The sequence below is a fragment of the Peribacillus sp. YIM B13477 genome, from assembly GCF_042787955.1.
Lineage (GTDB): Bacteria > Bacillota > Bacilli > Bacillales > DSM-1321 > Peribacillus > Peribacillus frigoritolerans.
Genome location: NZ_JBHZPD010000004.1, coordinates 92208 through 118332 on the forward strand (window position 1 = coordinate 92208; position 26125 = coordinate 118332).

At 41.6% G+C, this 26125-nt stretch carries 30 protein-coding genes; 20 read left to right on the plus strand and 10 right to left on the minus strand.

From position 1 onward, the window contains the following. Nucleotides 1-504 precede the first annotated feature (504 nt). The 7 genes from ACFX4H_RS14340 to ACFX4H_RS14370 all read left to right on the plus strand — a co-directional run bounded on the left by ACFX4H_RS14340 (nucleotide 505) and on the right by ACFX4H_RS14370 (nucleotide 5805). On the plus strand, nucleotides 505-1044 hold the full coding sequence (locus ACFX4H_RS14340) for a GrpB family protein (RefSeq protein WP_377435680.1): 540 nt from the start codon (nucleotides 505-507) through the stop codon (nucleotides 1042-1044). Beyond that, on the plus strand, nucleotides 1031-1558 hold the full coding sequence (locus ACFX4H_RS14345) for a YdbC family protein (protein WP_377435681.1): 528 nt from the start codon (nucleotides 1031-1033) through the stop codon (nucleotides 1556-1558). The genes ACFX4H_RS14340 and ACFX4H_RS14345 overlap by 14 nt, the downstream gene beginning before the upstream one ends. A 190-nt stretch (nucleotides 1559-1748) precedes the next feature. Beyond that, nucleotides 1749-2504 (plus strand): AAA family ATPase, encoded by a 756-nt coding sequence (locus ACFX4H_RS14350; RefSeq protein WP_336865135.1) that lies wholly within the window; start codon nucleotides 1749-1751, stop codon nucleotides 2502-2504. Between the two features lie 179 nt (nucleotides 2505-2683). Beyond that, nucleotides 2684-3064, plus strand: a complete 381-nt coding sequence (locus ACFX4H_RS14355; RefSeq protein WP_034310706.1) for a GntR family transcriptional regulator — start codon at nucleotides 2684-2686, stop codon at nucleotides 3062-3064. Beyond that, nucleotides 3061-3747: an ABC transporter ATP-binding protein gene (locus tag ACFX4H_RS14360; RefSeq protein WP_057279131.1), complete on the plus strand. Its 687-nt coding sequence runs from the start codon at nucleotides 3061-3063 to the stop codon at nucleotides 3745-3747. The genes ACFX4H_RS14355 and ACFX4H_RS14360 overlap by 4 nt, the downstream gene beginning before the upstream one ends. Next, the gene (locus ACFX4H_RS14365; RefSeq protein ID WP_377435682.1) at nucleotides 3744-4571 is read left to right on the plus strand and encodes a hypothetical protein; all 828 of its coding nucleotides are present in this window, start codon (nucleotides 3744-3746) and stop codon (nucleotides 4569-4571) included. Before ACFX4H_RS14360 ends, ACFX4H_RS14365 begins: the two co-directional genes overlap by 4 nt. A 25-nt stretch (nucleotides 4572-4596) precedes the next feature. After that, nucleotides 4597-5805, plus strand: a complete 1209-nt coding sequence (locus tag ACFX4H_RS14370) for a hypothetical protein (RefSeq protein WP_377435683.1) — start codon at nucleotides 4597-4599, stop codon at nucleotides 5803-5805. Nucleotides 5806-5875: 70 nt separating this feature from the next. Here the strand turns inward: ACFX4H_RS14370 and ACFX4H_RS14375 are convergent, their stop codons facing one another. The 3 genes from ACFX4H_RS14375 to ACFX4H_RS14385 all read right to left on the minus strand — a co-directional run bounded on the left by ACFX4H_RS14375 (nucleotide 5876) and on the right by ACFX4H_RS14385 (nucleotide 7994). Continuing rightward, entirely contained in the window at nucleotides 5876-7075 is a 1200-nt protein-coding gene (locus ACFX4H_RS14375; RefSeq protein ID WP_377435684.1) for an MFS transporter, read from the minus strand. A gap of 12 nt (nucleotides 7076-7087) precedes the next feature. After that, entirely contained in the window at nucleotides 7088-7507 is a 420-nt protein-coding gene (locus ACFX4H_RS14380) for a MarR family winged helix-turn-helix transcriptional regulator (protein WP_034311740.1), read from the minus strand. 340 nt (nucleotides 7508-7847) lie between these two features. Further along, on the minus strand, nucleotides 7848-7994 hold the full coding sequence (locus ACFX4H_RS14385; protein WP_328138664.1) for a hypothetical protein: 147 nt from the start codon (nucleotides 7992-7994) through the stop codon (nucleotides 7848-7850). Nucleotides 7995-8036: 42 nt separating this feature from the next. On the opposite strand from ACFX4H_RS14385, the gene ACFX4H_RS14390 reads away from it, so the two are divergent. Together ACFX4H_RS14390 and ACFX4H_RS14395 are read left to right on the plus strand one after the other, a co-directional pair. Continuing rightward, nucleotides 8037-8252, plus strand: a complete 216-nt coding sequence (locus tag ACFX4H_RS14390) for a VOC family protein (protein WP_377435821.1) — start codon at nucleotides 8037-8039, stop codon at nucleotides 8250-8252. Next, nucleotides 8176-8430, plus strand: a complete 255-nt coding sequence (locus tag ACFX4H_RS14395) for a VOC family protein (RefSeq protein ID WP_377435808.1) — start codon at nucleotides 8176-8178, stop codon at nucleotides 8428-8430. The genes ACFX4H_RS14390 and ACFX4H_RS14395 overlap by 77 nt, the downstream gene beginning before the upstream one ends. Here ACFX4H_RS14395 and ACFX4H_RS14400 read toward each other — a convergent pair. Beyond that, complete coding sequence (locus ACFX4H_RS14400) at nucleotides 8427-9071, minus strand: DUF6944 family repetitive protein (RefSeq protein WP_377435685.1); 645 nt, start codon at nucleotides 9069-9071, stop codon at nucleotides 8427-8429. The two genes, ACFX4H_RS14395 and ACFX4H_RS14400, sit on opposite strands and share 4 nt — an antisense overlap. Nucleotides 9072-9206: 135 nt before the next feature. Here ACFX4H_RS14400 and ACFX4H_RS14405 point away from each other — a divergent pair, with 135 nt between their 5' ends. From ACFX4H_RS14405 to ACFX4H_RS14415, 3 genes are all read left to right on the plus strand, one after another. Then, complete coding sequence (locus ACFX4H_RS14405; RefSeq protein WP_377435686.1) at nucleotides 9207-9689, plus strand: DUF4306 domain-containing protein; 483 nt, start codon at nucleotides 9207-9209, stop codon at nucleotides 9687-9689. Between the two features lie 216 nt (nucleotides 9690-9905). Continuing rightward, nucleotides 9906-10553 (plus strand): pentapeptide repeat-containing protein, encoded by a 648-nt coding sequence (locus ACFX4H_RS14410; RefSeq protein ID WP_283866623.1) that lies wholly within the window; start codon nucleotides 9906-9908, stop codon nucleotides 10551-10553. Between the two features lie 168 nt (nucleotides 10554-10721). Beyond that, nucleotides 10722-11411, plus strand: coding sequence for a VOC family protein (locus tag ACFX4H_RS14415; protein WP_377435687.1), 690 nt, complete (start codon nucleotides 10722-10724; stop codon nucleotides 11409-11411). A gap of 117 nt (nucleotides 11412-11528) precedes the next feature. On the opposite strand, the gene ACFX4H_RS14420 is transcribed toward ACFX4H_RS14415, so the two are convergent. Continuing rightward, entirely contained in the window at nucleotides 11529-11729 is a 201-nt protein-coding gene (locus tag ACFX4H_RS14420) for a nucleic acid-binding protein (protein ID WP_283866621.1), read from the minus strand. A 125-nt stretch (nucleotides 11730-11854) separates the two neighbouring features. Here ACFX4H_RS14420 and ACFX4H_RS14425 point away from each other — a divergent pair, with 125 nt between their 5' ends. The 5 genes from ACFX4H_RS14425 (at nucleotide 11855) to ACFX4H_RS14445 (ending at nucleotide 18195) form a co-directional block, all read left to right on the plus strand. Further along, nucleotides 11855-13132 carry a family 8 glycosyl hydrolase gene (locus ACFX4H_RS14425; protein WP_377435688.1) on the plus strand — a complete coding sequence of 426 codons (1278 nt, stop codon included), beginning with the start codon at nucleotides 11855-11857 and terminating at the stop codon, nucleotides 13130-13132. A 45-nt stretch (nucleotides 13133-13177) separates the two neighbouring features. After that, on the plus strand, nucleotides 13178-13573 hold the full coding sequence (locus tag ACFX4H_RS14430; protein WP_034310729.1) for a VOC family protein: 396 nt from the start codon (nucleotides 13178-13180) through the stop codon (nucleotides 13571-13573). A gap of 733 nt (nucleotides 13574-14306) precedes the next feature. After that, the gene (locus tag ACFX4H_RS14435) at nucleotides 14307-14669 is read left to right on the plus strand and encodes a thioredoxin family protein (RefSeq protein ID WP_377435809.1); all 363 of its coding nucleotides are present in this window, start codon (nucleotides 14307-14309) and stop codon (nucleotides 14667-14669) included. Nucleotides 14670-14836: 167 nt separating this feature from the next. Next, a complete protein-coding gene (locus tag ACFX4H_RS14440) occupies nucleotides 14837-15343 on the plus strand; it encodes an RrF2 family transcriptional regulator (RefSeq protein WP_034310735.1) in 507 nt (168 codons plus the stop codon). A gap of 2 nt (nucleotides 15344-15345) precedes the next feature. Then, nucleotides 15346-18195, plus strand: coding sequence for a YhgE/Pip family protein (locus ACFX4H_RS14445; RefSeq protein ID WP_377435810.1), 2850 nt, complete (start codon nucleotides 15346-15348; stop codon nucleotides 18193-18195). A gap of 38 nt (nucleotides 18196-18233) precedes the next feature. Here ACFX4H_RS14445 and ACFX4H_RS14450 read toward each other — a convergent pair whose 3' ends face one another. From ACFX4H_RS14450 to ACFX4H_RS14465, 4 genes are all read right to left on the minus strand, one after another. Then, a complete protein-coding gene (locus tag ACFX4H_RS14450) occupies nucleotides 18234-18605 on the minus strand; it encodes an ArsR/SmtB family transcription factor (protein WP_377435689.1) in 372 nt (123 codons plus the stop codon). Continuing rightward, nucleotides 18606-19034, minus strand: coding sequence for an SRPBCC family protein (locus ACFX4H_RS14455; RefSeq protein WP_377435811.1), 429 nt, complete (start codon nucleotides 19032-19034; stop codon nucleotides 18606-18608). A gap of 119 nt (nucleotides 19035-19153) precedes the next feature. Then, nucleotides 19154-19597 carry a DUF6376 family protein gene (locus tag ACFX4H_RS14460; protein WP_034310742.1) on the minus strand — a complete coding sequence of 148 codons (444 nt, stop codon included), beginning with the start codon at nucleotides 19595-19597 and terminating at the stop codon, nucleotides 19154-19156. A 34-nt stretch (nucleotides 19598-19631) separates the two neighbouring features. Next, nucleotides 19632-20237 (minus strand): protein kinase family protein, encoded by a 606-nt coding sequence (locus tag ACFX4H_RS14465; protein ID WP_034310746.1) that lies wholly within the window; start codon nucleotides 20235-20237, stop codon nucleotides 19632-19634. A gap of 584 nt (nucleotides 20238-20821) precedes the next feature. Between ACFX4H_RS14465 and ACFX4H_RS14470 the strand changes: the two genes are divergently transcribed. Next, complete coding sequence (locus tag ACFX4H_RS14470; protein ID WP_377435690.1) at nucleotides 20822-24154, plus strand: SH3 domain-containing protein; 3333 nt, start codon at nucleotides 20822-20824, stop codon at nucleotides 24152-24154. 45 nt (nucleotides 24155-24199) lie between these two features. On the opposite strand, the gene ACFX4H_RS14475 is transcribed toward ACFX4H_RS14470, so the two are convergent. Further along, nucleotides 24200-24634 carry an Rrf2 family transcriptional regulator gene (locus tag ACFX4H_RS14475; RefSeq protein ID WP_034310751.1) on the minus strand — a complete coding sequence of 145 codons (435 nt, stop codon included), beginning with the start codon at nucleotides 24632-24634 and terminating at the stop codon, nucleotides 24200-24202. Between the two features lie 312 nt (nucleotides 24635-24946). Between ACFX4H_RS14475 and ACFX4H_RS14480 the strand changes: the two genes are divergently transcribed. Both ACFX4H_RS14480 and ACFX4H_RS14485 read left to right on the plus strand, forming a co-directional pair. Then, nucleotides 24947-25639: a DsbA family protein gene (locus ACFX4H_RS14480; RefSeq protein ID WP_377435691.1), complete on the plus strand. Its 693-nt coding sequence runs from the start codon at nucleotides 24947-24949 to the stop codon at nucleotides 25637-25639. A 2-nt stretch (nucleotides 25640-25641) separates the two neighbouring features. Beyond that, complete coding sequence (locus tag ACFX4H_RS14485) at nucleotides 25642-26052, plus strand: disulfide oxidoreductase (RefSeq protein WP_034310756.1); 411 nt, start codon at nucleotides 25642-25644, stop codon at nucleotides 26050-26052. Nucleotides 26053-26125: the final 73 nt, after the last annotated feature.

Below are 26125 nucleotides of genomic sequence, written 5' to 3' on the forward strand. Positions count from 1 at the left end.
TAACTAGGACTTGTACAATGAACGTCGATTTCCACTACAGGCACTCGCTTTCCGCGGGCGGTCAGGGAGCCTCCTCGGCTTGCGCCTGCGGGGTCTCCCTAGACGCGCTTTCCCCGCAGGAGTCTCGCACCTTTCGTTCCAATCTTCAATTTGTTTCTAAACTTTAGGCGAAATCCTTTTGTCTACAGTTTAACTAGGACTTGTACAATGAACGTCGATTTCCAATACAGGCACTCGCTTTCCGCGGGAGATATTGGAGGTTTTAAAGAACGATTCCCTTTGTGTTGAGCATATTGGAAGTACATCCTTCATGGGGTTGGGGGGAAAGATCAAAATGTGGCTTCCATACAAAAAGCGAAATAAAACAAATGAAATGTAAGCGTTATCCAAAAAGCAACTGGGGTTATTATCCCGGCTGCTTTTTTGTGATGCATGCACATTGGTGTTAAAATAAGGAAATAGTAAAACGGAATGTAAACACGAATTCCTATCAGGGAGGCTTTCATGAGAAAGGTCGAGGTCGTACCATATAAGAAAGAATGGTCCAAGCTATTTCATGATGAATGCCAAAAATTACAGGATATTTTCGGGCCTGAAATGATGAATGTATACCATATTGGCAGTACGGCCATTCCGGCCATCCATGCCAAGCCTGTAATAGATATTTTGGCAGTGGTGAAAGATGTGGAATGTGTCGCTGACTTTAATAAAGAGATGGAAGAGATCGGGTATGATGCCAAGGGGGAGAACGGAATCGCTGGACGACGGTTTTTTCGAAAAGGCGGGGATGAGAGGACGCACCATATTCATATGTTTCAAAAAGGACATGAAGAAATTGCCCGACACCTCGCTTTTCGGGATTATTTGCGGGCACACCCTGATGAAGCAGAAGAGTATAGTAGGCTGAAGCAGCGCTTGGCAGAGGAATTCCCAGATCATATTAAAGGATATGTAAACGGGAAAAATGATTTTATCAAAAAGGTCGATGAAAAAGCGAAACATTGGGCGAAGCGTGGTGATCATCATGTTAATGAAGTGGATTAAATGCCAAGTGAATGAGGAAAACAAGCGTTCATTTTCAAAAGCACAAGAGGGATGGGGACAGTTGCGCCATTGTTCTGGCTTCATCGGTCAAATCGGAGGGTGGAATAGAAATGAACCCTGTGAAGCAGGCATTCTCTCCGTTTGGAAAGATCTCCTTTGTTATCGACGTTTCATGCAGCATCAGCATGATGAAATTTTCGCCAAGAGTGACCAGGGAAGTACGTATACAAATATTTCTGTCGATATATTCGAGAGCATATCCAATATAGGAACAACGGACATTACGGGTTTTGTTGATAAGGGAAAATTACTTCAAGTGGCTGAATGTTCTGTTGAAAATGTTAAACGAGCCGGTTTTGAGCAGGTGCTAAAAGACGCAGGGAACAGGGGGATGATACCGGGCATGCTGTCAGGCGCATTCGGTAAAAGGCAAAACGGCAGATATCTGGCCGCATCATTATGGGACAATGAAGATTCACATCAACGGTTTGGGATAAGGAATTGCCTGCATTGATAAAAGAATCGGGAGTGAAAGATTCAACCCAGCGCATTTCAGTAAGTTTAATTGAATTGCATCCAAAGTGGGCGGTCATTTAGTATTAAACATTATCAATCTATCAATTTGAACAACCAATGGCGCATTGGATTGTTGCAGTCTTAATGGAATGGCTCTAAATACATTTTCTGCAGAAGGGTGATAACAAATGAAACTAGATTATGATTCACAGTATATCAGGGGCATCTACCTCAATAGAGACCGAATATCTTCGTATGACCATTTCCCTCTTGATCTTCCGGTTATCAGGCACCTTCAGGAAGTTGCTTTTCATCCCAGTGTTACCTATGTCATCGGGGAAAATGGAATGGGGAAGTCCACCTTGCTTGAAGGTATTGCGATTGCGTATGGCTTCAATCCAGAAGGAGGAACGTTGAATTTCAATTTTTCCAATTATGATTCACATTCCAATTTGGACGAATACCTCCGTTTGAAAAAAGGCGTATACAAACCGAAGGATCATTTTTTCTTTAGGGCGGAAACCTTTTATAATTTAGCTACGAATATAGAGGAATTGGACAGGGAGTCATCGTTTGGGTCGAAAATCATCGATTCCTTCGGTGGAAAATCGCTACACCAGCAATCTCATGGGGAATCGTTTTTTTCTGCTTTTGTAGAACGATTTCAAGGCGATGGATTGTATATCCTCGATGAGCCTGAAGCTGCTTTGTCCCCATTGAGACAAATATCGATGCTGGCCAGGATAAATGAGCTTGTTCAACAAGGATCCCAATTCATCATTTCCACCCATTCCCCTATCATCATGGCCTACCCGGATGCTAAAATCCTCCAAATTTCAGATGAGGGAATGAGTGAGGTGACGTTAGAGGAGTCCAATCACTATTTGTTAATGAAACAGTTTTTTGAAGATAAAGATCGGCTGCTTCATCATCTGTTTCAATGAGATTTTAGCATCTCCAATGAAAAACCCCGTCTGCACTGCGCATTCGGGGTTTTCATTTTTTTGGAATTGGTTGTTGACAGCTTAGGTGTATTACGGGTATAGTACATCTAGAAGGTGTATGAACCACTTAGTACATACACGCATATCAGGCTTTTTTTAATAAATAGGGGGTGGTTTTAATGAACGTAAATACCCGGGAACCGGTATATCTGCAAGTCGTTAGGCATTTTAAAGAACAAATAGCCATTGGTAATTTCGTGGCGGGGCAGGAAATTCCCTCCCGAAGAGAACTGGCGGCTTCACTCAATATAAATCCCAATACCGCTCAAAAAGCGTATAAAGAAATGGAGGAACAAGGCTTGATTCATACTGAACGAAATTTCCCCAGTCAAATCACGACGAATGAAACGATTTTACAGGCTGTAAGGCAGGAATTGATTTTGGCGGCCGTCGATACATTTGTCGATGCGATTCGTCCGATTAATGTACCGGTTGATGAACTGCTTCGTGTGGTTAAAGAAAAATACTCGGAAGAAATAAGGGAGGAGGAAGAAAAATGATAGAAGTAAAAAAGATCTCCAAGAATTATGGACGGAAAAAGATCTTGGATGATGTTTCATTTACAGCCAATAAAGGGGAAGTCACTTGTCTGATCGGGATAAATGGTGTCGGTAAAACGACTACACTCAAAGCGATCATGGGCTTGACGCCATATAAAGGTGAAATCCTGATCGATGATCAAAAGATGACAAAGGACAGTTATGAAAAAATCACCTTCATTCCGGACGCACCAACCATGCTTCCGCAAATGACCATTAAACAGGCCATGGTTTTCATGTCGGATTTCTATACGTCCTGGAATCCGGAAAGAGCTAACCAGCTAATGGGATTTTTCAAGCTTAAAGAGGAGAATCGCATTTCGGAATTGTCAAAAGGGAATACAGCTAAGCTCAACCTGATGCTTGGTTTGTCCCTTGACGTCGATTATGTACTGATGGACGAACCATTTTCGGGAATCGATATGTTTAGCCGCGAGCAAATTGCCGATGTCTTTGCGAGCCACCTGATTGAAGATAGAGGAGTCATCATCACGACCCATGAAATCGGTGATATTGAACATTTGATCGATAAGGTCATTTTATTGGATAACGGTTCGGTGCTTAAAGAGTTCAATACAGAAGAAATGCGGGAAGAGGAAGGGAAATCGGTAGTCGATGTAATGAGAGAGGTGTATCAATCATGATGCGATATATAAAACTAGTGAACTTTGAAATCAACCGTTTCAGTAAAATCTATCTTAGCTTATTGTTGATCACCCTGGTTTCGCAATTTGCCGGAGTGATCATCGTAACGAAGAGCCTTCTTAAAGATGCCAGGGAGACCATTTCAAATGAAAAACTATCGGAAGCCGCTTATATTGCAAATTATGGAGGCATTGATTTTACCCATATCACAAATACCCTCTTGTTTGTAGGACCGATTGCGCTGAGTGCGGTTGCCCTTATTTTTTATATTTTCCTTATTTGGTATCGTGATTGGTTTGGAAAAAATACGTTCATTTATCGTCTATTGATGTTACCGACATCCAGATTATCGATCTACTTTTCAAAAGCTACGGCCATCTTCCTGATGGTATTAGGGTTGATTGCTTTCCAGATCATCATTTTACCTATGGAGAATGCCCTATTTCATACAAATGTTCCGGAAGCGCTCTTGAATGAAATATCAATTTCCACCATCACGAAAGCCAGTCAGGTTTTGGCATTGATCATCCCAAGCACGTTCACTCAATTCCTGATTTCCTATGGCATCGGTCTTATGATCATGTCGATATTATTCACGGCGATCATGTTTGAAAGAAGTTTCCGCATAAAAGGAATCATAATGGGCTTATTATATTGCGGAATCGCTGCTGTGTTGTTTTTAGCCCCAGTTTTAATGGAAATCGGGAATTTCTATTTCTATCCTAATGAATTATTTGGCCTGATGCTCGCAATAGGAATCATTTTGACAGGATTATCGGTTTGGCTTGGTGCCTGGTTATTGAAAAATCGCGTGACCGTATAACAACAACTTTAAAGGAGTGAACAAGGTGAAACGTTATTTATGCAGCATCATTATTGGAATGGTTGTCATCTTAAGCATCGGGACCTATTATGTCAAAGTAGCTTCCTCCGCTTCCAGCCTTCCAAAGTATACGTTCAAGACACTGGAAGGCAGCGATAAAGAACTTGATCCAGTGATCATAAATGGTACGATTCAAAATGGCAGTACTTTTTATGAACCATTAACAATTGAATCCAATACAACCACATATGCCAGTGAAAGGTCTTACTTGGAGAACTTAACTGGAAGACAAGATCAGCAAATTGAAAGATTGGTAAAAGAACATCGTTCGTTTATGCGTGGCAAGGATTCCATAAGTTCTTTATATGAAGACGATGATTTTCTCGCTTACGCTCGGGTGAATAGCGAAATTACGAATAACGGAAAGATGGAAGCAAAGTTTGATATCGGTTTACTGGAAAAGAAAGATGAAGAGGAAACCTCTTTCCAAATTGAACTTCCGCATCAAGAGAGAATCATGAATATTGATGTCAGGGATGTGCAATTGGTTCATTCAAAAATTCAGGTTTTAACGATGAATGATGTGAATTCCAACATTGAGAAGCAGACAAAAGAGGTTCATCTGTATACGATTGATGTAGCCAATAAAAAAGTCTTGAACGATAAAACCCTTGTATCTGAAACCTTTACTTACCCTAATCAAGTTGATGTCGAGTTGCCAACTGATGTTGCTCCCTCCCAGCCAAACGACATGGTATTAATTTCGTTAATTAAAGGGGTAAACCATGAGGATGGCTTTAAGGAAAATCTAAAGGAAAGCAAGCTTTTATCTTATAATTATGAAACGGAAAAATTAGAAACGGTTAAAAAAGGATCGCTTAGCCTGGACATGGAAAGATCAGGATATGCAGACGGAAAAAACCTTTATGTAGTTGAAATGAAATCAGGTAAATATCGCATTAAAACATTTGACCTCAGCAGTCAAACGTTAACGAAAGATACGGAGCTGGATTTAGCCGTTAATAAAAAGGAACATTTCGCTGCAATTAAGAACGGGCGTGTGTACTTCCTGTTAGGCAACGAAGTGGATCAAGGCTCTTTAACTTACAAGCCTGTCCAACTTCTAATTGCTGATTTAAAGACTGGAAAGACTTTATATAAAGGTGAAACAGTCATAAATAAAAAGAACAGCAAAAGTTTTGGACTTTTTATCAATGACTTGGAAGTAAAGTAAATACCTACTATCTATCAAAATCTTTAAATGAAAAAAGGGATATTCCCCAATGGGATATCCCTTTTTTCATTTAAATGGAAGCCAAGTTCGTTCTGGCTGTACGTTCCTTCTTGCCGTGCAAGAAGTAGTAAAGGACGGAGGTTAAGATGACCACAACGCCCAAGATGACATAAAGTGTGCTGTAACCTGTTACCGGAATGATGAATCCCAGAATATAAGGGCCGAATCCAAGTCCTGCATCAAGCATGATAAAGAAGGTGGACGTTGCCATCCCCATTCGGTGAGGCGGTGTCAGTTTAACGGCAATCGCCTGAGAGCTTGATTGCATATTACCGAATCCAAGGCCAATGAGGAAACCAGCTGCCAGTAAAGTGAAACTATTGGTTGTCATACTTAGAAGCAGCAAGCCGACTCCGAAAATAATGAAAGCCGGATACATAATGAAGTTCGATCCTTTCCGGTCCATCAATGGTCCTGAGAAAGGACGTGATATCAATACGGCTACTGCGTACACTACAAAGAAGAAGCTTGCCGTATTGACCAGATCGATTTCGATGGCATAGAAACTGATGAAAGAAAGGACACTGGAATAACAGAATGCCAATAACAGAGTGATGATTGAAATGGGCAGTGCCTTAGGTTCAATGAAATTGGAAAGCTTGAATCCTTTGCTTTCCATAACTTTTGCCGTCACTTTCAATGCCGGGACATACAGGAAGAATGCTGTAATCAGGGAGATCACACCTAAAGCCAGGCAGAAACTGAAAATGATTTGGAAGCTTGTATGTTGAGCCATAAACAGACCGATGAAAGGACCGATAGCCGTCGCAAGTGTTGCGCTCATGCTGTAATAGCCGATGCCTTCACCCTTTCGTGTCGGCGGAATGATCTGCGCGACGATCGTGCCTGTCGCAGTACTTGCCATCCCCATTGCCATCCCATGGATCAGGCGGTTAACAAGCAGGAAGCCGATTCCAAGGTCCACGAAATAAAGAATTGTTGTCAAAGTGAAAAAGATCAAACCTATGAATAACGTTTTCTTGCGGCCGATTGAATCAATGAAACGGCCAATGAACAGGCGTCCGATCAACGTCCCAATAATAAAAATTCCCGATATGAGTCCGGCTTCACTTGTAGAAGCATCCAATTCATTAACAGCATAGATGGCAAGTGTCACCATCAGTAAATAAAAGATTAATGTTATGAAAAAATTGATGGACGAAACGATGACAAAGTCCTTCGTCCACAGTCTGGTTCTGGATTGATCCATGTTATTATCTCCTTACTTTAAAATGTTATTTCTAATTTCGCCCATGATGCGTATGGCAGCGAGTTGTTCCTCTTCCGTGATCCCTTTCAAGATATCCTGTTCATATTGATCGATTGTCACGCGGACTTCGCTGTAGACCTTTTTGCCAAGCTCCGTAAGCCGCATCCTTTTCTCACGTTTATCTTTGCTTGGTACATGCTCGACATACCCCAGCTCTTCCAAGCGGGCAATGGTCCTCGTAATCGTGGGTTTCTCCACGCTTTGGTAATTGGCAAGCTCTACAAGCGTCGCCGAACCATAATTGTTCAAGTAATACAAAATGGACCATTGCGCCCTGTGTAAATCATGCTTGTTCAGCTGGATATTAAGATTATTTTCAAAAGGCCGGTATAGCAGCAATAATTGCTGAAAGAATTTTTGGAAAGTCTTTATCAGAAACACCTCTTATCAATATATAGTTATCATGAGTAATCGTTACCCTGAGTAACTATAATACCAAAATAAATCCATTATGTCCACTCGGATTTGTGTTGTTTGTTTGATAAAATAAGGGAGAGAACGGCAGAAATCACGAGTAAAAGCACCAAATTCACGAGTAAAAGTCGAAAACTCATGTGTAAGGCGCCAATTCACGAGTAAAACGCCAAAACTCACGAGTAAGGCGCCAATTCACGAGTAAAAGTCGGAAACTCACGAGTAAGGCGCCAATTCACGAGTAAAAGTTGGAAACTCACGAGTAAAAGCACCAAATTCACGAGTAAAACGCCAAAACTCACGAGTAAGGCGCCAATTCACGAGTAAAAGTCGGAAACTCACGAGTAAAAGCACCAAATTCACGAGTAAAAGGCCCAAACTCACGAGTAAAAGGCTCAAACTCACGAGTAAAAGTCGGAAACTCACGAGTAAGGCGCCAATTCACGAGTAAACGCTCCAAAAAGTGATCATAAGAGGAGGATTACAGGTGTCAAAGGGATTTCTTCATCATATTGAGCTGTATGTTTCAAATTTAAAGAGGAGCATTGATTTTTGGGGCTGGTTTTTGGACGAGATGGGCTATGAGCCATTTCAGGAGTGGGAAAGCGGGAGGAATTGGAGATTGGGTGAGATGTACATTGTTTTTGTACAAGCGGAAACAAGGTTTCTTGACATTCCCTATCAGGGGACGAGTGGGTCTTAACCATTTAGCCTTTCACGCCACTTCCCGGCAACAGGTTGATGAGATCGCCAGAAAGTTAAGGGGGAGAGGAGTTACCATCCTTTATGCCGACAAGCATCCATTTGCAGGCGGGAATGATCATTATGCGGTATATTTCGAGGATCCCGATTGGATGAAGGTCGAACTCGTGGCCCCTTAGCAATAGTTGGCATAGCTATAATGGCGGTTATGTCCATCCTTCCCTTTCTCAGGTTCGGGTTCTGGGTCAAGTGAAAAGGCCTCGATCAATATAAATGCACCGAAAACTTGGGTCCAGCTGCCTAGTAAAAGAATATGTTCTCCCAACCGTACTTTTTCATTTAAAATGAAAATATTTCCGACGGATTCCAAAAAAGAACCGGCTGAAATGAGGCCATTTCCCTTGATCTCAAAAGAGCGTGAAATGGTCTCCTCAGTCAGCGATGCCCCGATTGCTTCAATAGCGGCACCCAGGCCTTGGATTCCACTGCCGAGTGCATCGGTTCTAATGCCCTTCTCCACTGAACCACTTAACTGCATACCTATTCCAACTGCATCTGCGATATTGCCAATGGCCTCAAGCCAAGAACCGAATATGAAATAGGTTTCCGTACGTTCATTTTCCGGATTCAGCATTTTCGAACGGCCGATTGCTTGCAGCGAATTTCCAACGGCTTCAATGCCATTCCCTTTGAGGACGAGATCTTTTCCGAGGTCAGTGCTCGTTAAAGTTTGCCGGGTTTGCCCGATTGCACCTACAAGTGTACCGATGCCGAGTAACCATGCTCCTGAAATAAGGAGGTCATCTCCATGAGTGATCATATCTCAAACGCTCCTTAAAAGTGGTTAGATTATATTATTCAGGAAACAGTGTTTGTTTACATATTGCTTTATCACTTTGGGCTCCTGTTGAAAATCACCCATTTATTGGTATAATGACAGCTGGAGGAGATGATATTGACTTTTAACCATTTTTTGCAAATGATTATCACTGCACTTTTCTTTATGGTTTTTACGTTTTGTACCTGGTATGAAGGAAGCGAAATTGTGGATAAACCTTGGGAATGGAAGTATTCCACGCTTTTCACACACGTAAATGATGAACAGGGGATAGATGCAGTTGATATATCGAATTTCGATCATTTCGTGTATGCCGCAAAATTCAAACCGTTATTTCCACTTTTTATGGTCCTAGCCGCATCGTACATCATCATACTTTCGGGATATATCCTGTTCCAAAGAAGGGTTAAAAAGATGGCCCTATTCTTGTTGGGATTTGGAGTCATTTTTCTGTTTTCAAGCGGTTATGTATCCAATTCCCCGACTGTTGGAGGAAATGTCTTTCAAGCATTTTTTCTTATAGGCGGAATGATAGCGATAATGGCTGCAGCCCTCTATTATTATCGGATGCCAAGAGGATTCAATACGCTCATGAAGTAAGCAAAGCTGCTGATGAGGGAGCTTTTTTTTTGCAAATTGTTGACACAAAATAACGAAAAATAATAGTCATTTTCGCGAAATTCTTAGATTGAACTTCACTGTAATGTAGTTTATAGTTAAGTCGAAATTTAGTAGACCAGTTGCTATAATACCGGCGATGAACCCCTATCGATTGGATAAACCAGTCATTGAAGAATAAAGCGAAAAGGTGATAATATGTCAGGAAAAATCAAAATTGAACAGCCAAAGATCCCCCAAGACTTAACACAAGCGAACTTTCAGGAAATATATTATCAAGATGAGCCTTATCTTGAGTCCTGTATCATAACCAACTGCACGATCGATAGAGAAAAAATGGACAAAATCGTTTTATCACAGGTTGTTTTTAAAAATGTGACATTCAGTGATGTATCATTCAGGAATATCGAGCTGACGGATGTCATCTTTGATCATTGCGATTTAACGAATGCCGATTTCATGGGCGGCTCGATTCATCGTGTGGAATTCAAAGAGTCCAAACTTTTAGGCATTAACCTTTCTGACGCAAGCTTAGGGAATATCCTCTTTGAGAATTGCAACCTGAATTTAAGTGCCTTTGGTTATTCCAGTTTAAAGCAAGTGAGATTTGATCATTGCTCATTGGAAAGTGCTGATTATTATGAGTGTAAATTCATTAAAGTGAAGTTCGAAACATGCAGATTAAATGAAGTGAACTTTTCCCGGACACCGCTCAAGGGAATTGATATTAGCAGTTCTGCCTTTCAAAGGATTACCGTATCCCCGGAAGATTTAAAAGGATGCGAAGTTTCCCCGGACCAAGCGATAGTCTTTGCAGCCATGCTTGGACTGAAAATTAAAGAGTGAACCTTTCAATAAGGCTGAAGCGAGGGGCCGCCGAATTTGGCGGTCCTTTTTGAGTTATTTGTGGTGAATATAGGTAGAGTGAATAAAATGATATGTATTGAAAAGTACGGAATCTTTGCACAAATGCAGTATTTCTTTACAATATTTGTTAAGTGGAAGGGGAATTGAATGTTGATTATCAATAAGGTCACTTTGTATGGTCATGCCTGGAATGAAATGAGGAATTTTTATGTTGATGTGTTAGGATTTGAGTTACTATCGCAAACGGATGATGCTTTTGAAATTAAGGCAGGGGAAAGTGTGCTTGAAATCAAAAAATATCATCACAAAGATAAGCCCTTTTACCATTTTGCCATGAACATTCCGACCAATTTATTTATTTCGGCAAAAGCATGGGCGAAATCAAAAGTGGAATTGACCAGGGAAGAGGATGATGACGAAGTTTATTTCAGCTTTTTAGACGCACAGTCTTTTTATTTTTTAGACCCTTCAGGCAACATTGTCGAGTTCATATCGAGATATTCCGTATCACCCGAATCTGCGGCTGAGTCTTTTTCGGCTCAAAACGTCCTGTGCATCAGTGAAATAAACATTACGACAGATGAAGTCAGGGCTTTGGGGAATCGGTTGATCAGCAATGGTGTGCCAGTAAGGAATAATGAAGCGATAAGAGAAGATGGATTGAATTTCATGGGTGAACATGAAGCAGGTTCCTTTTTACTTTTAGGTCCAAGGAAACGGCGTTGGATTTTCTCGGATAAAGAGTCGGAAACCTTTCCACTTTCGCTAGTCATAAATCAGCATCTATATATTTCATTGGATGGCGAAGGATTTATGGAAATGAAAAAGGTGGAATGATGTAGATTTATATTTTGGCAATAAAGTAGAAGCAGGGCTGCCTGTCATTGTGTATATCCAAACCAGCATTTATTCTCTTTAATGATGCCAGTCCTCCAAATGTTGATTAGCTGTATATTACTTAATAAATTCACTGAAATTATCAATATAGAAAGCTACATAACCACAATTTGGGCATACAGATGCTTTAGGGTTTGCAGAAACACAATTGAAAAGTCCTTTCTTTTGGCTAATCTTAATTCCATTCATTTCGCCTAGTACATTTACTTTGCATTCATCTATCATTTCAGTTTGGCACTGATTACAAATTCTTTTCATTAAAAAACACTCCTTTTTCATTTAAAAATTACATAAACAGAAACACTCACAATTCGATTTATTTTAACATAAATATCCAAAATTCATTTTGACATTTTGAATTACATAACCCAAGGAGCAAAGCCATGAAAAAAAGAAGTTTATTGATAGCGATGGGCGTGATCGTTTTTGGGATCATTGCCTCGATAGCATTGGTTCCTCAAACCAAAAAGAAAGAGGTCGCCGGTAAGAGGGCATTTCCCCAGCATACAGTCTATCAAGCGGGGACGATAAAACCTGACAATCCGTCACAGGAGGAAATGGATGCTGCCGTGACGACTTTTTATGAAACCTGGAAAGATAACTATCTTAAGCAGCCTGCCGATAAAAATGATGAATATTATATTTTTTACAATGATAAAGGATATGCTGAGCCCAAGAATGCAGTGACCGTTTCTGAAGCGCATGGTTATGGGATGATGATAACGGCAATCATGGCAGGCAGCGAGGACAAGAGGTACTTTGATGGGCTTTATCGTTTTTATAAAGCACATGGAAGTGATAATGACCCTTCATTGATGGCATGGCAGCAAGTAAAGGATAAATCGGGTAAAATCATCAATACGCCAGGGGATGCCGATTCAGCAACTGATGGCGATATGGATATCGCCTATTCATTATTATTGGCTCACCGCCAGTGGGGAAGTGAAGGGGAAATCGACTATCTTGCGAGTGCAAAGGACATCTTGGATGCGATCATGTCGAATGAAATAAATCGGTCGCAGTCCCTTGTTAAACTAGGGGACTGGGCGGAAGATGAAGATGACGTCTACGGACAATCGACTCGCTCCTCTGACCTTCTTCTCAATCATTTTAAGACATTTGAAGCGGCGACTGGTAATGATGAATGGATAGATGTAAGAGATAAGGCGTATAAGGTCATTCAATCTATTTATAAGGAGAAAAGCGGCAATACGGGGCTCATCCCGGACTTCATTGTACAATCCAAGGGAGAATATCACCCGGCAGAATCGGACTTTTTAGAAGGGGAGAATGACGGCAATTATAGCTGGAACAGCAGCAGGACCCCATGGCGCTATACGCTCGATTACTTACTGACTGGTGATGAAAGAGCGCTGCCGCAATTAAAGAAGATGAATGATTGGATTAAAGCGGAAACGGATGGCAACCCTGAAAATATCCAATCCGGTTATACGCTAAGCGGAAAAGCCGTGGAAGAAGGGAATAGTACAAGCTTCGTCGCTCCATTCATGGTGAGTGCCATGGTGGATTCCTCCAATCAGCAATGGATTAATCGCTTATGGAACCGGACGATACAGGAAAATGATGATGATGACTATTTTGCCAATACGATAAAATTACAGACAATGATCGTGGCTTCAGGTAACTGGTGGGCGCCATGATTCAATGGAAGAAACCAATTAAAGATGAAAAGGAGTTTGATGAGGATGATGAAGGTCACACCTTTCTTGATGTTCGAAGGTAATGCGGAGGAAGCGATGAATTATTACACATCTTTAATCGAAGGATCGAAAATAACCAGCATTGTTCGGTATGGTGCAAATGAATCAGGTACAGAGGGAAGTGTCATGCAGGCTACCTTTACCTTGAAGGATCAGGAATTCATGTGCATCGATAGCAATGTTAAGCATCAATTTACATTTACACCATCGTTTTCAATTTTCCTTACATGTGATAGTGAAGAGGAAATCGACAGGCTTTATTCGAGCTTAACTGATGGCGGACAAGTGATGATGCCATTGGGTGACTATTTCTTTAGTAAGAAGTTCGGCTGGGTATCCGATAAGTTTGGTGTTTCCTGGCAGCTTACTCTCCCAATATGAATGAAATGAAAAGGCCACTGGATAGTGGCTTTTTTCAGTTTGTTGACCAAAGGGGGTCCGTAAGTGACACCCCGAACCATGAGGAGCGGACGGATCGAAAAAAGTGCGTTAACAACGAAAAAACATAAACAAGACCTGGTTGTAACTATATGATTTCCACTCCAGGCACTCGCTTTCCGCGGGCGGTCCGCCCTCGGCGCTCTTTGCGCCTGCGGGGTCTCCCTTGGACACGTTTTCCCCGCAGGAGTCTCGCACCTTCCGTTCCAATCAACTGGAATGTTTTTTTAAGAAAAAACTGTAGGCTGGCCTCATCCTGAACCTTGATTAAGTTTTTTAGTGTATTATGAATCCACCCACTAGATTGAAGAAATTTGCGACACTCCTGCCGAATACTGGCTAGCCAAGACCCCACAGCCGCTTGCGGTGAGGAGGCTTGGCAGACAGTCGGCGGAAAGGGAGCGGATTTCTGAAATCAACTGAATATTTTTTCAGACTATAGAGGCATCGATTCACATCGCCGAATCGATTCCTGACAGTGAATTGATCATTTTTGAAAAAGCTGCCACTATCTTTTCATTGATGAAAATAGGGAATTCATTTTGTGGATTTCTTCTTTCATTAACGAGGATTTGGACACAAAGAAAAGCGGGCATCGAGCAAAGCATAACCGGGCAAGAGTTTAGATGTTTGTGCTGTGAAGGAATTAATTATATATTAATCCTTGAGTACATTAATTCATGGATTAAAGTATGATGATAAGAAAAGCCCGGAGGAGACAATCATGAAAAATATCAATACAGAACAAGAATATCGTGAACAAATCAACCAAGAGGGACTGACGGTCGGGATTTTTACGACTACATGGTGCCCGGACTGCAAACGTTTAGACATGTTCATCGATGATATCACTCAAGAACATCAAGACAAACAGTGGTTTACAATCGATCGTGACGAGTTCCCTGAGATTTCCGAAGAGCAAACGGTAATGGGAATTCCATCACTTTTAGTATTTAAAAATGGGGAAAAGGTTGCGCATCTGCACAGTGCAAATGCTAAAACTCCAGAGGCGGTCAATGAATTTTTAAAAGACCTATAAAAGAAAAGGTGAACCCCATGGTGCTGTAATGAGGGGTTCATCTTTTTTTTAGAAATTTTTTCTGGAAATGACTTGATTTCTAAGGTGAAACGGGTTTTAATTATAGATACCGAATATCCATTATGGATATGTGATATCCACATACATGTTGAAAGAGGTGAAATGATTTGCAATTAACAAAAGGGGTCGAGCAAGCTATATGCATCATCGTTATACTCTCTACCCAGGATAAAAATGTCCCCCTTTCTTCAAATGAGATCAGCAGGCGATTAGAGGTGTCTCCTTCTTATTTGAAAAAAATCATAAGGAAATTGGTCGTAAAGCAGATAATCACTTCCGTTCCTGGTAATAACGGCGGCCTTACTCTTGCCAAAAGTGTAGATAAGATTAAAAACCTTGAAATTATTGAGGCGATGGAAGGTCCCATTTCGATGTTTCCGGATACAGGACTTATAGAAAAAGCGTTTAAAGATGGAGAGTATGCAGAGAAGGGAATGGACGTCCTTCGTCGAATGTTTTCTCGGGCAGATCAACTTTTAATAGAGTTCTTTTCCAGCCAAACAGTGGCGGATTTGCTTAAAGAAAGCTTTGGCACCACGGACATACCGACCCTTAATTGGAATACCGCGTCATTGAGTGATGTACTGCGTGAAAAGAAAGGTGAAAAGAAGTGAATATGCTTAAACAAGAATGGAAGCTTTTCCTTACGAATCGAAAATTGGTCGGTGTCGCATTCGTTTTACTGTTCGTCCCGATTATTTATGGGGGGTTATTCCTTAGTTCCGCTTGGAATCCATACGGAAATACAGGCAAATTGCCTGTTGCAGTCGTGAATAAGGATGTAAAGGCGGAATATGAGGGGAAAACCTTAACAGTCGGTAATGAGCTAGTCGAGCAATTAAAGGACAATGATGATTTAGAATGGCATTTCGTAACGGAAAAAGCGGCGAAAAAAGGGTTCGATGATGGTACATATTATATGGTCGTCACCATTCCGGAGGACTTTTCAAAAAATGCTTCTACCGTCATGGATGATGATCCTAAAAAAATGAATCTGACGTATGATGTGAATCCTGGACGCAGTTTCGTTTCTGAAACGGTCGGGAAACAGGCAACGAATAATTTGAAAACGGAAATTGCCGAAAGTGTCACAAAAGAATATGCGGAAGCGATCTTCTCCCAACTGGATGAAATCGGAGAAGGATTCGGCGATGCGGCAGATGGGGCATCCAAGCTGGATGACGGTGCAAAAAAACTGCATGATGGAAACAAAGAAGTGACGGGAAATCTGAATAAGTTAGCTTCGAGCACATTAACCTTTAAAGATGGAGCGAATAAACTTCAAGTGGGCGTTGGCGAGTTTTTGGAAGGAGCCAACAAGCTTGAAAGTGGCGCGTCGGAATTGAATAAGGGTATTTCACAATATACCTCCGGTGTCGGTCAGTTGCAAAAGGGTGCGAACGAACTCGCATCAGGCACAGGGGAATTAACTAATAATAGTGAAGCACTTATAGAAGGTTCTTCCCAGCTTTCCACTGGGCTGGCCAAAGTGGTTCCAGGAGCGCAAACTTTAAATTCTGGATTGGCACAAGCGCAAACAGGCAGTGCGAATTTGAATGATGGGTTAAATCAATTATCACAAAATGCAAGCCAGCTGACGGATCAATCGACAGGAATTCCAAAATTGGCAGCAGGTCAGCAGAGTTTAAATGAGGGAATCAATAAACTGGCAGGAGGAAGCCAGGCGCTAAATGACGGCCTGAAAAAAATGGATGGCCAATTGCCCGGAGAAGAACAGCTGAATCAGCTTAAGCAAGGACTGACAAGCATTCAAAGCGGTGTAAATCAATTGCAAGAAGCGGTTCCAGCAGGAAGCAGCGCGTCCGGTACCGTATCCGGCATTACCGAAGACCTCAATAACAGTCAAGCGGCGTTAACGGAACTTCAATCAACGATTGCGAATAATGGTCAGAGCACGATCAGTGCCGTTCAAAACACGGAAGCCTTCAAAAGCATGACCAGTGAACAGCAATCAGAAGTAATCGGAGCCATTCAAAATGAACTTCAAAGCCAAGCGGAGGCACAAAAACGAATTGCATCGGCTCTTGCTGCAAGTGTATCAGACTTATCAACGCAATTAACGGATAAGGTAATGCCTGTATTGAATGGATTAGGGCAGCTTCCGGAACAAGTGGCCCATTTAAATAATGCGGTGAATAAAGTCAATCCAAACGCCGTTTCAGCCTTAAACGGATATACGTCAATAAGGAACGCACTGGAAGAACAATTGATTCCTGGTGCGACCCAATTAAATGGCGGCTTGAATGAAGCTGTAGAAGGCAGCGATCAATTAACGGCGGCAACGCAAAGTTTAAATGAACGGACACCAGAATTAGTGAAGGGGATCAACCAGTTAGCACAAGGCGGTTCCTCGTTGAATAATGGCCTTTCAAAACTAACTGAGGGATCTGGTCAATTGGTTGATGGAGTTTCACAACTGCAAGCAGGTTCATCCTCCTTTGGGAGTGGTCTTGAGAAGTACGCATTTGGCGTTAGCCAAGTTGGCGAAGGGGCAAGCAAACTTGCTAATGGGGCCAATCAACTGGATGCCAACTCAGCGGCCTTGAACGAGGGCTCATCAGCACTTGTTAAAGGAACTGAACAATTGGCAGGCAATCTGCCTACTTTGAGCAATGGGGTCATCCAGCTTGCTGATGGCGCGGGTAAGATCAATGAAGGTTCATCAGCACTTGCTGAAGGTTCCGGTAAATTGGGTGAGGGAATCTCCTCACTTCAAGATGGAACGGTCGAGCTTTCGGAAAAACTCAGTGATGGTGCAAAAGAAATTAGTGAAAATAAAACAACCGATGATAATTACAGCATGATTGCTGAACCGACACAGGTCAAAGAACAAAAAAGCAGTGACGTGCCGAATTATGGTCATGCACTGGCTCCTTATGTCTTGTCTCTAGGGTTATTTGTTGGAGCCATTGCCTTCAATATGGGATTCCCGACAGGCTTGCCTTCTACTAGGCCTACATCAGGAGTGGCATGGTGGTTCAGTAAATTTACGGTCCTATTCATCCAAGCGACGCTTTCTGCATTAGTTTTGGATGCGATCATGATCTGGGGAATGGATTTACAGGTAGAGAACATGGGGCAATTCATTGGGGTTTCCATACTGACTTCCCTTACGTTCATGTTCATCGTTACCTTCTTGACCGTAGGATTTGGAAATCCAGGTCGTTTATTGGCGATGATATTCCTTGTATTACAGCTAGGTGCAAGCGGAGGAATGTTCCCTGTGGAACTGACAAATAACTTCTTCAGTCATGTTCACCCGTTCATTCCGATGACATACTCTGTCATGGGCTTCCGCCAGGCGATGAGTACGAGCCTTGGGGCGGATGCATTGATAGCAAGTATAGTGTTCCTTACTGGATGCATCATTGTCTTTAATCTGCTGCTATTGCTAACGATGGTCATCAAGAAGCGCAAAGCACATAATATTGAGATGAATGCATAAACAAAAACCCCCGGTGCAATGCGCCGGGGGTTTTCTCATTATGATGGTTCAGTCGTGTCCTTTTCTTTTTCCATGACTTTCAAGCCATTTTCCCCTGAATTTTCAATCACATGTTTAAGAATGGATAATTTGTTATCCCAGAATTGATCGTAAAAAGAAAGCCACTGTTTCAATTCCGCTAAAGGTTCCGGCTGAAGCCGAAAGCGTTTCTCTCTTCCTACCTTCCGGCCACTGACCAATTCTGCTTCAGAAAGGATATGAAGATGCTTGGCAATCGCCGTACGGCTCATGGAAAAGTGAGAAGTGATTTCTGAAATGGGTAAATCCCCTTCAGCAAGCAATTGCAGGACCTTTCGGCGGGTTGGGTCGGCGATAGCCTGGAATACATCATGTTTTTCTGATGCAGACACTTAGCCCTCAACAGCCTTTTTAAGACCTTGATTAACGATTTGTTCCCAGCCATGATTCATTCTATCGCGAATCACTGAGCTTTTTTCGTTCGGTTTCGTAAGAATCGTATCAGGCTCTTTCCAGCCGCCATGAATAAGGGTGAACTCCGTCTTGCCATCCACTTCTTTTAAAAGGAAGGAAATGAACCAACCGTCCGTATCCCAACTGAATGAAAGGCGATGAGGAGCATCTAACTCCGTTACTTTACAAGGAGATGGGCCGAAGGGTGATTGCACATGGAACTCATGTCCCACTTTCGGTTGAAAATCATTTGGCATGAACCATGAAGCTATGCCCTCTGCAGTGAAAACTGTATCCCAAACTTTTTGGATAGGTGCTTCAAGAATAACCGTCTTCTTGATATCCTGTAATGTATTTTCCATACTGATTCTCCTTTGTAAGTGAAAATATGAAACCAATTGGTTTTGCTTTGTCGATTATATAAAACCTTTTGGTTTCATGTCAATAATTTGTTTCAAGCGATTCCTTTTTATTCATTGCAGGAGGCTTAATTTCCCAACTCTTCGATTTGTTTTGCCAATCCCGTTATATTATCGATTGATTTCATTATCTCTGAATCTTCCAATGCCTTAGGATCAATTTGGCCCTTTTCAATATTATTCAGATATAATTCAATTCCATCTGAAAGCTGTTGATTTGAACTGACGATCTTCTCATGGATGCCTTCAGCGATTTTGGGTGGTTCAGTTGCATTGAATTCTTCAATCTCCGTTTTCATCAATTCCAGTTCTTTTTCAAGATTTGCCCTTGTTTCGGCATTCGTGATGGCGTCCTGTGACATGGCGGGAACCTCATTGGCAAAATCCTGAACGGTATTTACATACTCCGTCGCATCATCTGCATACTCCAATGATGAATTGACTTCTTCTAATGCTGAACATCCGCTTAATGTAAGGATGGACAGCAGAGCAATGGTCATTATTTTTTTCATATGTGCCTCCAATGTGATTTTTTTATAGTAAGGATCAGATGGGCAGAAATCTTTTTTTATAAATCGCTGCAATGGAATTCAGTATGAAGCTGGGAATCTTCTTCGGAAAAAATGACTTCGAATAGAATAGGTGAAAAGCACTTTTCAAGTCGTGCCACTGATTGCAGGATTTCACTTGCTTAAATCTTGCAACGTCAATGATCTTCACCTTTTTTTCAGAAGTGATGAAGATGTTTCGTAAGTGGATATCCGAAGGATTCAATCCCTCTTTCCTTGCCAATTGCAGCGCAAGGTCTATCTCCGCAATGTTTTCTTCCGTTATCGGGATCCCCAATGTTAAACATTCAAAAAGAGTGTTTCCTTCAATGTGATCTATAACCAGGTAATTTACCCCCGAATCATATAGGGTTGGATAGTATTCGATGGATTGGACGGTTTTGTATATTTCAGCTTCAACTTTAGCTGTATGGGTATGATCCGGGAAAAAGACTTTTAGCGCTTTATTGGTGGAATGTATTCGGAAAACATATGCGCTTCGGCCTTTTCCAATCAGTGATAAAGATGGATCGGCATCGAGCAATACATGCTTTTTATCATCGGAAATCTTAACGCTTTGAGCTAATTCATTATAGTTCTGCATACTTTTCACCTCTATTGTGCAATTTTTCGAATCAAAAAAGACGGTATAACCGATTATTGGTTATACCGTCTTAAATTAAAAGACCTCACCAAATAATCGGCAAGGTCTTGCAAACAACTAAAATCAGTTGCCAATAAAGCCGAGGATTCAATCCTGTACTGACGACTTTATTGTATAGCTACTCCCCTTAACAGAAGGATTCTTATAAGTTATATACAGTAATTATATAGGTTATTGCCTCGATCCGTCAAATATAAGGATCGCGTGCCTACCCTTTATATATATTCGATTTAGGCAGAAAGATGCTCGTCTCATTAGCAATAATTCACGTGAAAAGTAATTATATCAATATACTTAATAGTCATCATTTGCTTGTCGCATAGGCTTCATTGCAAGTATTTCTAAATAATTACTTAAATGTCTATTAATTTACCATTATGTTACAAACGATTTTATCTCCCTATAGATCTAAAGGAATATGTTATATTATAAGCGAATGAGCATATTTACCTATATCATCATACTAATTTTAACCGATATTTAAATAAATGTTAAAAATATAATTCTTTAGTAGGGAGAATGAGATGAAGAAATTAATTATACCAACTTTCTGTTTTGCAGTGTTGTCTACAGTTGCTTTCGAAGAAAAAATATCTGCAGCTCCACTACATGCCGAACAGGTCAATATCGAGGACGTCATGTTTGTGCAGGTGAATTCCGGATCGCTCAATATGAGAAAAACCGGGGCGGAAGGTGCCAGCATAGTCGCAAAGCTGGCAAATGGCACAAAGGTGACGGTGTATTCGGAATCCAAAGGCTGGGCGAAGATCAAGGCCAATGGAAAAGAAGGATATGTCAGTACCAAGTATTTATCGGCAACGAAGCCAGGGACTTTAACGAAAACTGCAGTAACCATTAAAACGACAAATAAATATGTGAATGTGAGCACAGGTTCACTTAATATGCGAAAAAGCGGGAGCGATAGTGCCAGCATAGTCGCAAAGCTGGCAAATGGCACACAGGTGAGGGTGTATTCGGAATCCAAAGGCTGGGCGAAAATCAAGGCCAATGGAAAAGAAGGATATGTCAGTACCAAGTATTTATCGGCAACGAAGCCAGGGACTTTAACGAAAACTGCAGTAACCATTAAAACGACAACAAAATATGTGAATATCAGCACAGGTTCACTTAATATGCGAAAAAGCGGGAGTGATAGTGCCAGCATAGTCGCAAAGCTGGCAAATGGCACACAGGTGACGGTGTATTCGGAATCCAAAGGCTGGGCGAAGATCAAGGCCAATGGAAAGGACGGATATGTCAGTACCAAGTATCTATCGGCAACGAAGCCTGGAGCGGTAAAAAAAGCTACGCCGACCGTTAAAACGACAACAAAATATGTGAATGTGAGCACAGGTTCACTTAATATGCGAAAAAGCGGGAGTGATAGTGCCAGCATAGTCGCAAAGCTGACAAGAGGCACACAGGTAACGGTCTATTCGGAATCCAAAGGCTGGGCGAAAATCAAAGCCAATGGAAAGGATGGATATGTCAGCACGAAATATCTATCGGCAACGAAGCCTGGAACAGTGAGCAAAGCTGAGGCAACGGTTAAAACAACAACGAAATATGTGAATGTGAGCACGGGATCACTCAATATGCGAAAAAGTGGAAAAGCTACCGCAAGCATAGTTGCCATCCTTTCAAAAGAGACGAAAGTGACGGTGTACTCGGAATCCAATGGCTGGACGAAAATCAAAGCCAATGGAAAGGATGGATATGTCAGCACGAAATATCTATCTGCTACAAAGCCAGGAACGGGATCAACGGCAATCACGCCAGAAAAAACGACGACGAAATATGTAAACGTGAGCTCTGGAACGCTCAATATGCGAAAAAGTGGAAAAGCTACCGCAAGCATTGTCGCCATCCTTTCAAAAGGAACGAAAGTGACGGTGTACTCGGAATCCAATGGCTGGGCGAAAATCAAAGCTAATGGAAAGGATGGATATGTAAGCACGAAATATCTATCTGCTACAAAGCCAGGAACGGGATCAACGGCGGTCACGCCAGAAAAAACGACGACGAAATATGTAAACGTGAGCTCTGGAACGCTCAATATGAGAAAAAGCGGATCGGAAAGCGCGAGTATAGTCGCAAAGCTGTCAAAAGGAACGAAAGTGACGGTGTATTCGGAATCCAAAGGCTGGGCAAAGATCAAAGCCAATGGAAAAGACGGCCATGTCAGTACCAAATATCTATCGACAACAAAACCAGGAACGGGATCAACGGCAGTCACGCCAGAAAAAACGACGACGAAATATGTAAACGTGAGCTCTGGAACGCTCAATATGAGAAAAAGCGGGTCGGAAAGCGCGAGCATAGTAGCAAAGCTGTCAAAAGGAACGGAAGTGACGGTCTATTCGGAATCCAAAGGCTGGGCGAAGATCAAGGCAAATGGGAAGGATGGGTATGTCAGTACTGACTACCTCTCAACGGCAAAGCCTGGAACGGACTCCAAACCATCCATACCTGAAATAACGACAACCAAATATGTAAATGTCAGCTCGGGTTCACTGAATATGCGGAATAAGCCGTCGGATAGTGCTTCCGTCATTGTAAAATTGGCAAGGGGTTTAGAGGTAGAAGTCATCTCGGAATCAAATGGCTGGTCAAAAATTAAAGCGTATGGCGGAGAAGGTTATGTCAGTACGAAATATCTATCAGCAACGAAGCCAGGTTCTGTACCGGGACTGAATCCAGATGGAGAAGTAAATACATTGGTTAAATATGTAAATGTAAGTGATGGCTCGAGTCTGAATATGCGTTCAGCAGCATCGGCTTCCGCTTCAATTATAGCCAAGCTTGTAAATAATACGACCGTAACGGTGTATTCAGAGTCTAATGGCTGGTCAAGAGTCACGGCCAATGGAAAAACCGGATATGTCAGTACGCAATATTTAACGGCCAAAGCACCGGAAGGTCCGGGAAGCTCGAATGGATCGATAATCAGGATCGATAAAGAGTATAATCTTACGATGGAAAAGATGGTTGAAATTCAAATGGCCGTAAACGGTCAGACGGATAAGAAGTATAAAACCTACATACGCGAAGATGGATTAACTTTAATCAATTCAACAAAAGGTACCGTTAAAGGAACCGGATGGCGTGTCAGGGGCGGAGCTGGATCGAATTATTGGGCAGTCGGCCCTGTAAGCAATTATCAATCATTGACCATTAAATCAAAAGTAAGGGGCTCTGACGGATATTATTGGTATGAGGTGGACTATAACAAGACATGGGTAAATGCCAGTCCGGAAGATATGGAATATAATCTTAACCCAAATAATTTCGTGAATGATCCAGTCCATTCATTCCAATTCGTCAAGCTCTCCCAAGTCACCAACATGAACGTTTCTGAAGTGAATGATAGAATCCTTTCAGGCAAAGGGATACTACAAGGCAAAGCGGCAACCTTCACTGCGGCAGGGGAAAAATACGGGGTCAATGAAATCTACCTGATTTCACATGCTTTGCTGGAGACCGGGAATGGCACTTCTCCATTAGCGACTGGCGTAAAGGTGAACGGGAAAACGGTCTATAATATGTATGGGGTCGGGGCGTTTGACGGAACGGCGCTAAGCAGCGGCGCTCAATACGCCTATAATGCGGGCTGGTTCACCCCGGAAGCGGCCATCATAGGCGGTGCTGAATTCATCGCCAAAGGATATATCTCTGCTGGGCAGGACACGCTTTATAAAATGAGGTGGAATCCTACAGCTGCAGAGAAATATGGATATGCATCACACCAGTATGCGACTGATATTGGCTGGGCAACAAAACAAGTGAAACAGATTTATAATTTATATAGTCTATTAGATTCATATAAATTGACGATTGAGGTTCCTAAGTATAAATAAGGAAATGGAAAAAAACACATGAGTCCGGCTCATGTGTTTTTTTTGCTACTCAGTTTTATCCTTTTCCAGAATCCCCTTGACGACATCCTCGATCGTCACCACTCCCAACGCCTTTTCCAAGGCAAGTTCAGCAACGGAAAAGATGGGTTCTATTGTATCTTGTATATTTCTTCCAACGGTGCATGCTGGATTAGGATTTTCATGAATTCCAAATAATTCTTTATCGGAGACAATGTTGACAGCGTGATAAACATCGAGCAAAGTGATATCCGACAATTCCTTGGCCAATGTCGCTCCGGCGATACCCGGCCGAACATTCACTAAACCTGCATTCTTCAGCATGCCAGTGATTTTTCTGATTAAGGCTGGGTTGGTGTTTACACTTTTTGCAATAAAATCGGAAGTGTTAACGCCTTCTTTGTTTATTTCTAAAAGAGATAATATATGGATTCCTACGGAAAAGCGGGTACTGATGGACATCTCTTTTTTCTCTCCTTTAAATCTCTATTCCTATATAGTATAAATTATTTAACATGTAATTCAAGTGGTTACAAGCTATAATGGCCTGTAAGAATAATATTTATCCATTAACCGTTTCCTTGTCAAGTCACGCCGTTGCTGCAAAGGCAAAAATAAAAGGTATGTGTAATTGACAAACAAGCATGGTGAAACTTATATTATAACGTGTAAATGAATCAGTTACAGGTGAAAGGTTACAGGAAAGGGGGAACTGAGATCGGCCGCCATGGCTGGATAAGGAAACGACACAACTACAAGTGATGGAGGTATATGATGGCTAATAAAAAAAAGGGTAATCAAAAACAATCTTCTGCATTCACGTTTTGGATCATCGGATTAATCGCTGTAATCATTATTGGCTTTATATTTTTAGCAAATGGGAAAAAAGACGAAGATACAGCCGTTAATGAAATCGATTATAAATCACAACCATATTTGGGAGAAAAATTGGCTCCTGTCCAAATAGTGGAATTTGGGGACTATAAATGTCCAGTCTGTAAGACATTCGAGAAGCAATTCTTCCCTTCTATACAAAGTGAATTGATTGATACAGGAAAAGCGCAATTTTATTTCATGAATTATTCGTTCATTAACGTCGATTCAACCAGATCCGCTAAATTCGCGGAAAGTGTTTATCAGGAATTAGGCAATAAGACCTTTTGGGAATTTCATGAGCTTTTGTTCGATAAGCAGCCAGCTGACTTGAAATATGAAAAGGAAGATGTCTTTACGGACAAATTCTTGGAAGAAACATTGAAAGAAATCGCAAATGAGAAAGATGTGAAAAAAGTCGTTACCTCTTTTAAAGCCAAAAAGTCCGAGGACCAGTGGAACAAGGATATGGAGTTGGCCGATGAATTGGGCGTTACTGGAACACCTTCCTTATTTGTCAATGGCAAGAAGTTTGAAGGAAATACAATCGATGATTTAGTGAAAATGGTTGATGATGCAGCGAAGGAGAAATAGTGATGAACAAGCCTCTATTATTTTCTTGGATCCTTTCCATCATCGCCACTGCCGGAAGTCTCTACTTTAGTGAGATTCTACATTATGTACCCTGCACCTTTTGTTGGTACCAAAGGATCTTGATGTACCCGCTCGTCATCTTATTGGGCCGGGCATTTTATGAACAGGACCTGAAAATCTATCGATACATCCTCCCATTATCGATTTTGGGCATGGCGGTGTCAGGGTATCACTATAGTCTGCAAAAAATTCCAGCACTACAGCATTTCGAAATGTGCCAAAGCGGTGTTCCCTGCTCAGGTGAGTATATAAATTGGCTAGGATTCATCACGATCCCGTTTTTGTCATTCATTGCCTTTACGCTCATTACAATCTGCATGGCACTACTAATGAAAAAGAAAACCAGCATGTAATGAAGCGCACCATTCTAAAAGGGATGGTGCGTTTTTAGTTATATCGGATGAAAAAACAGGATATATCAGCGAA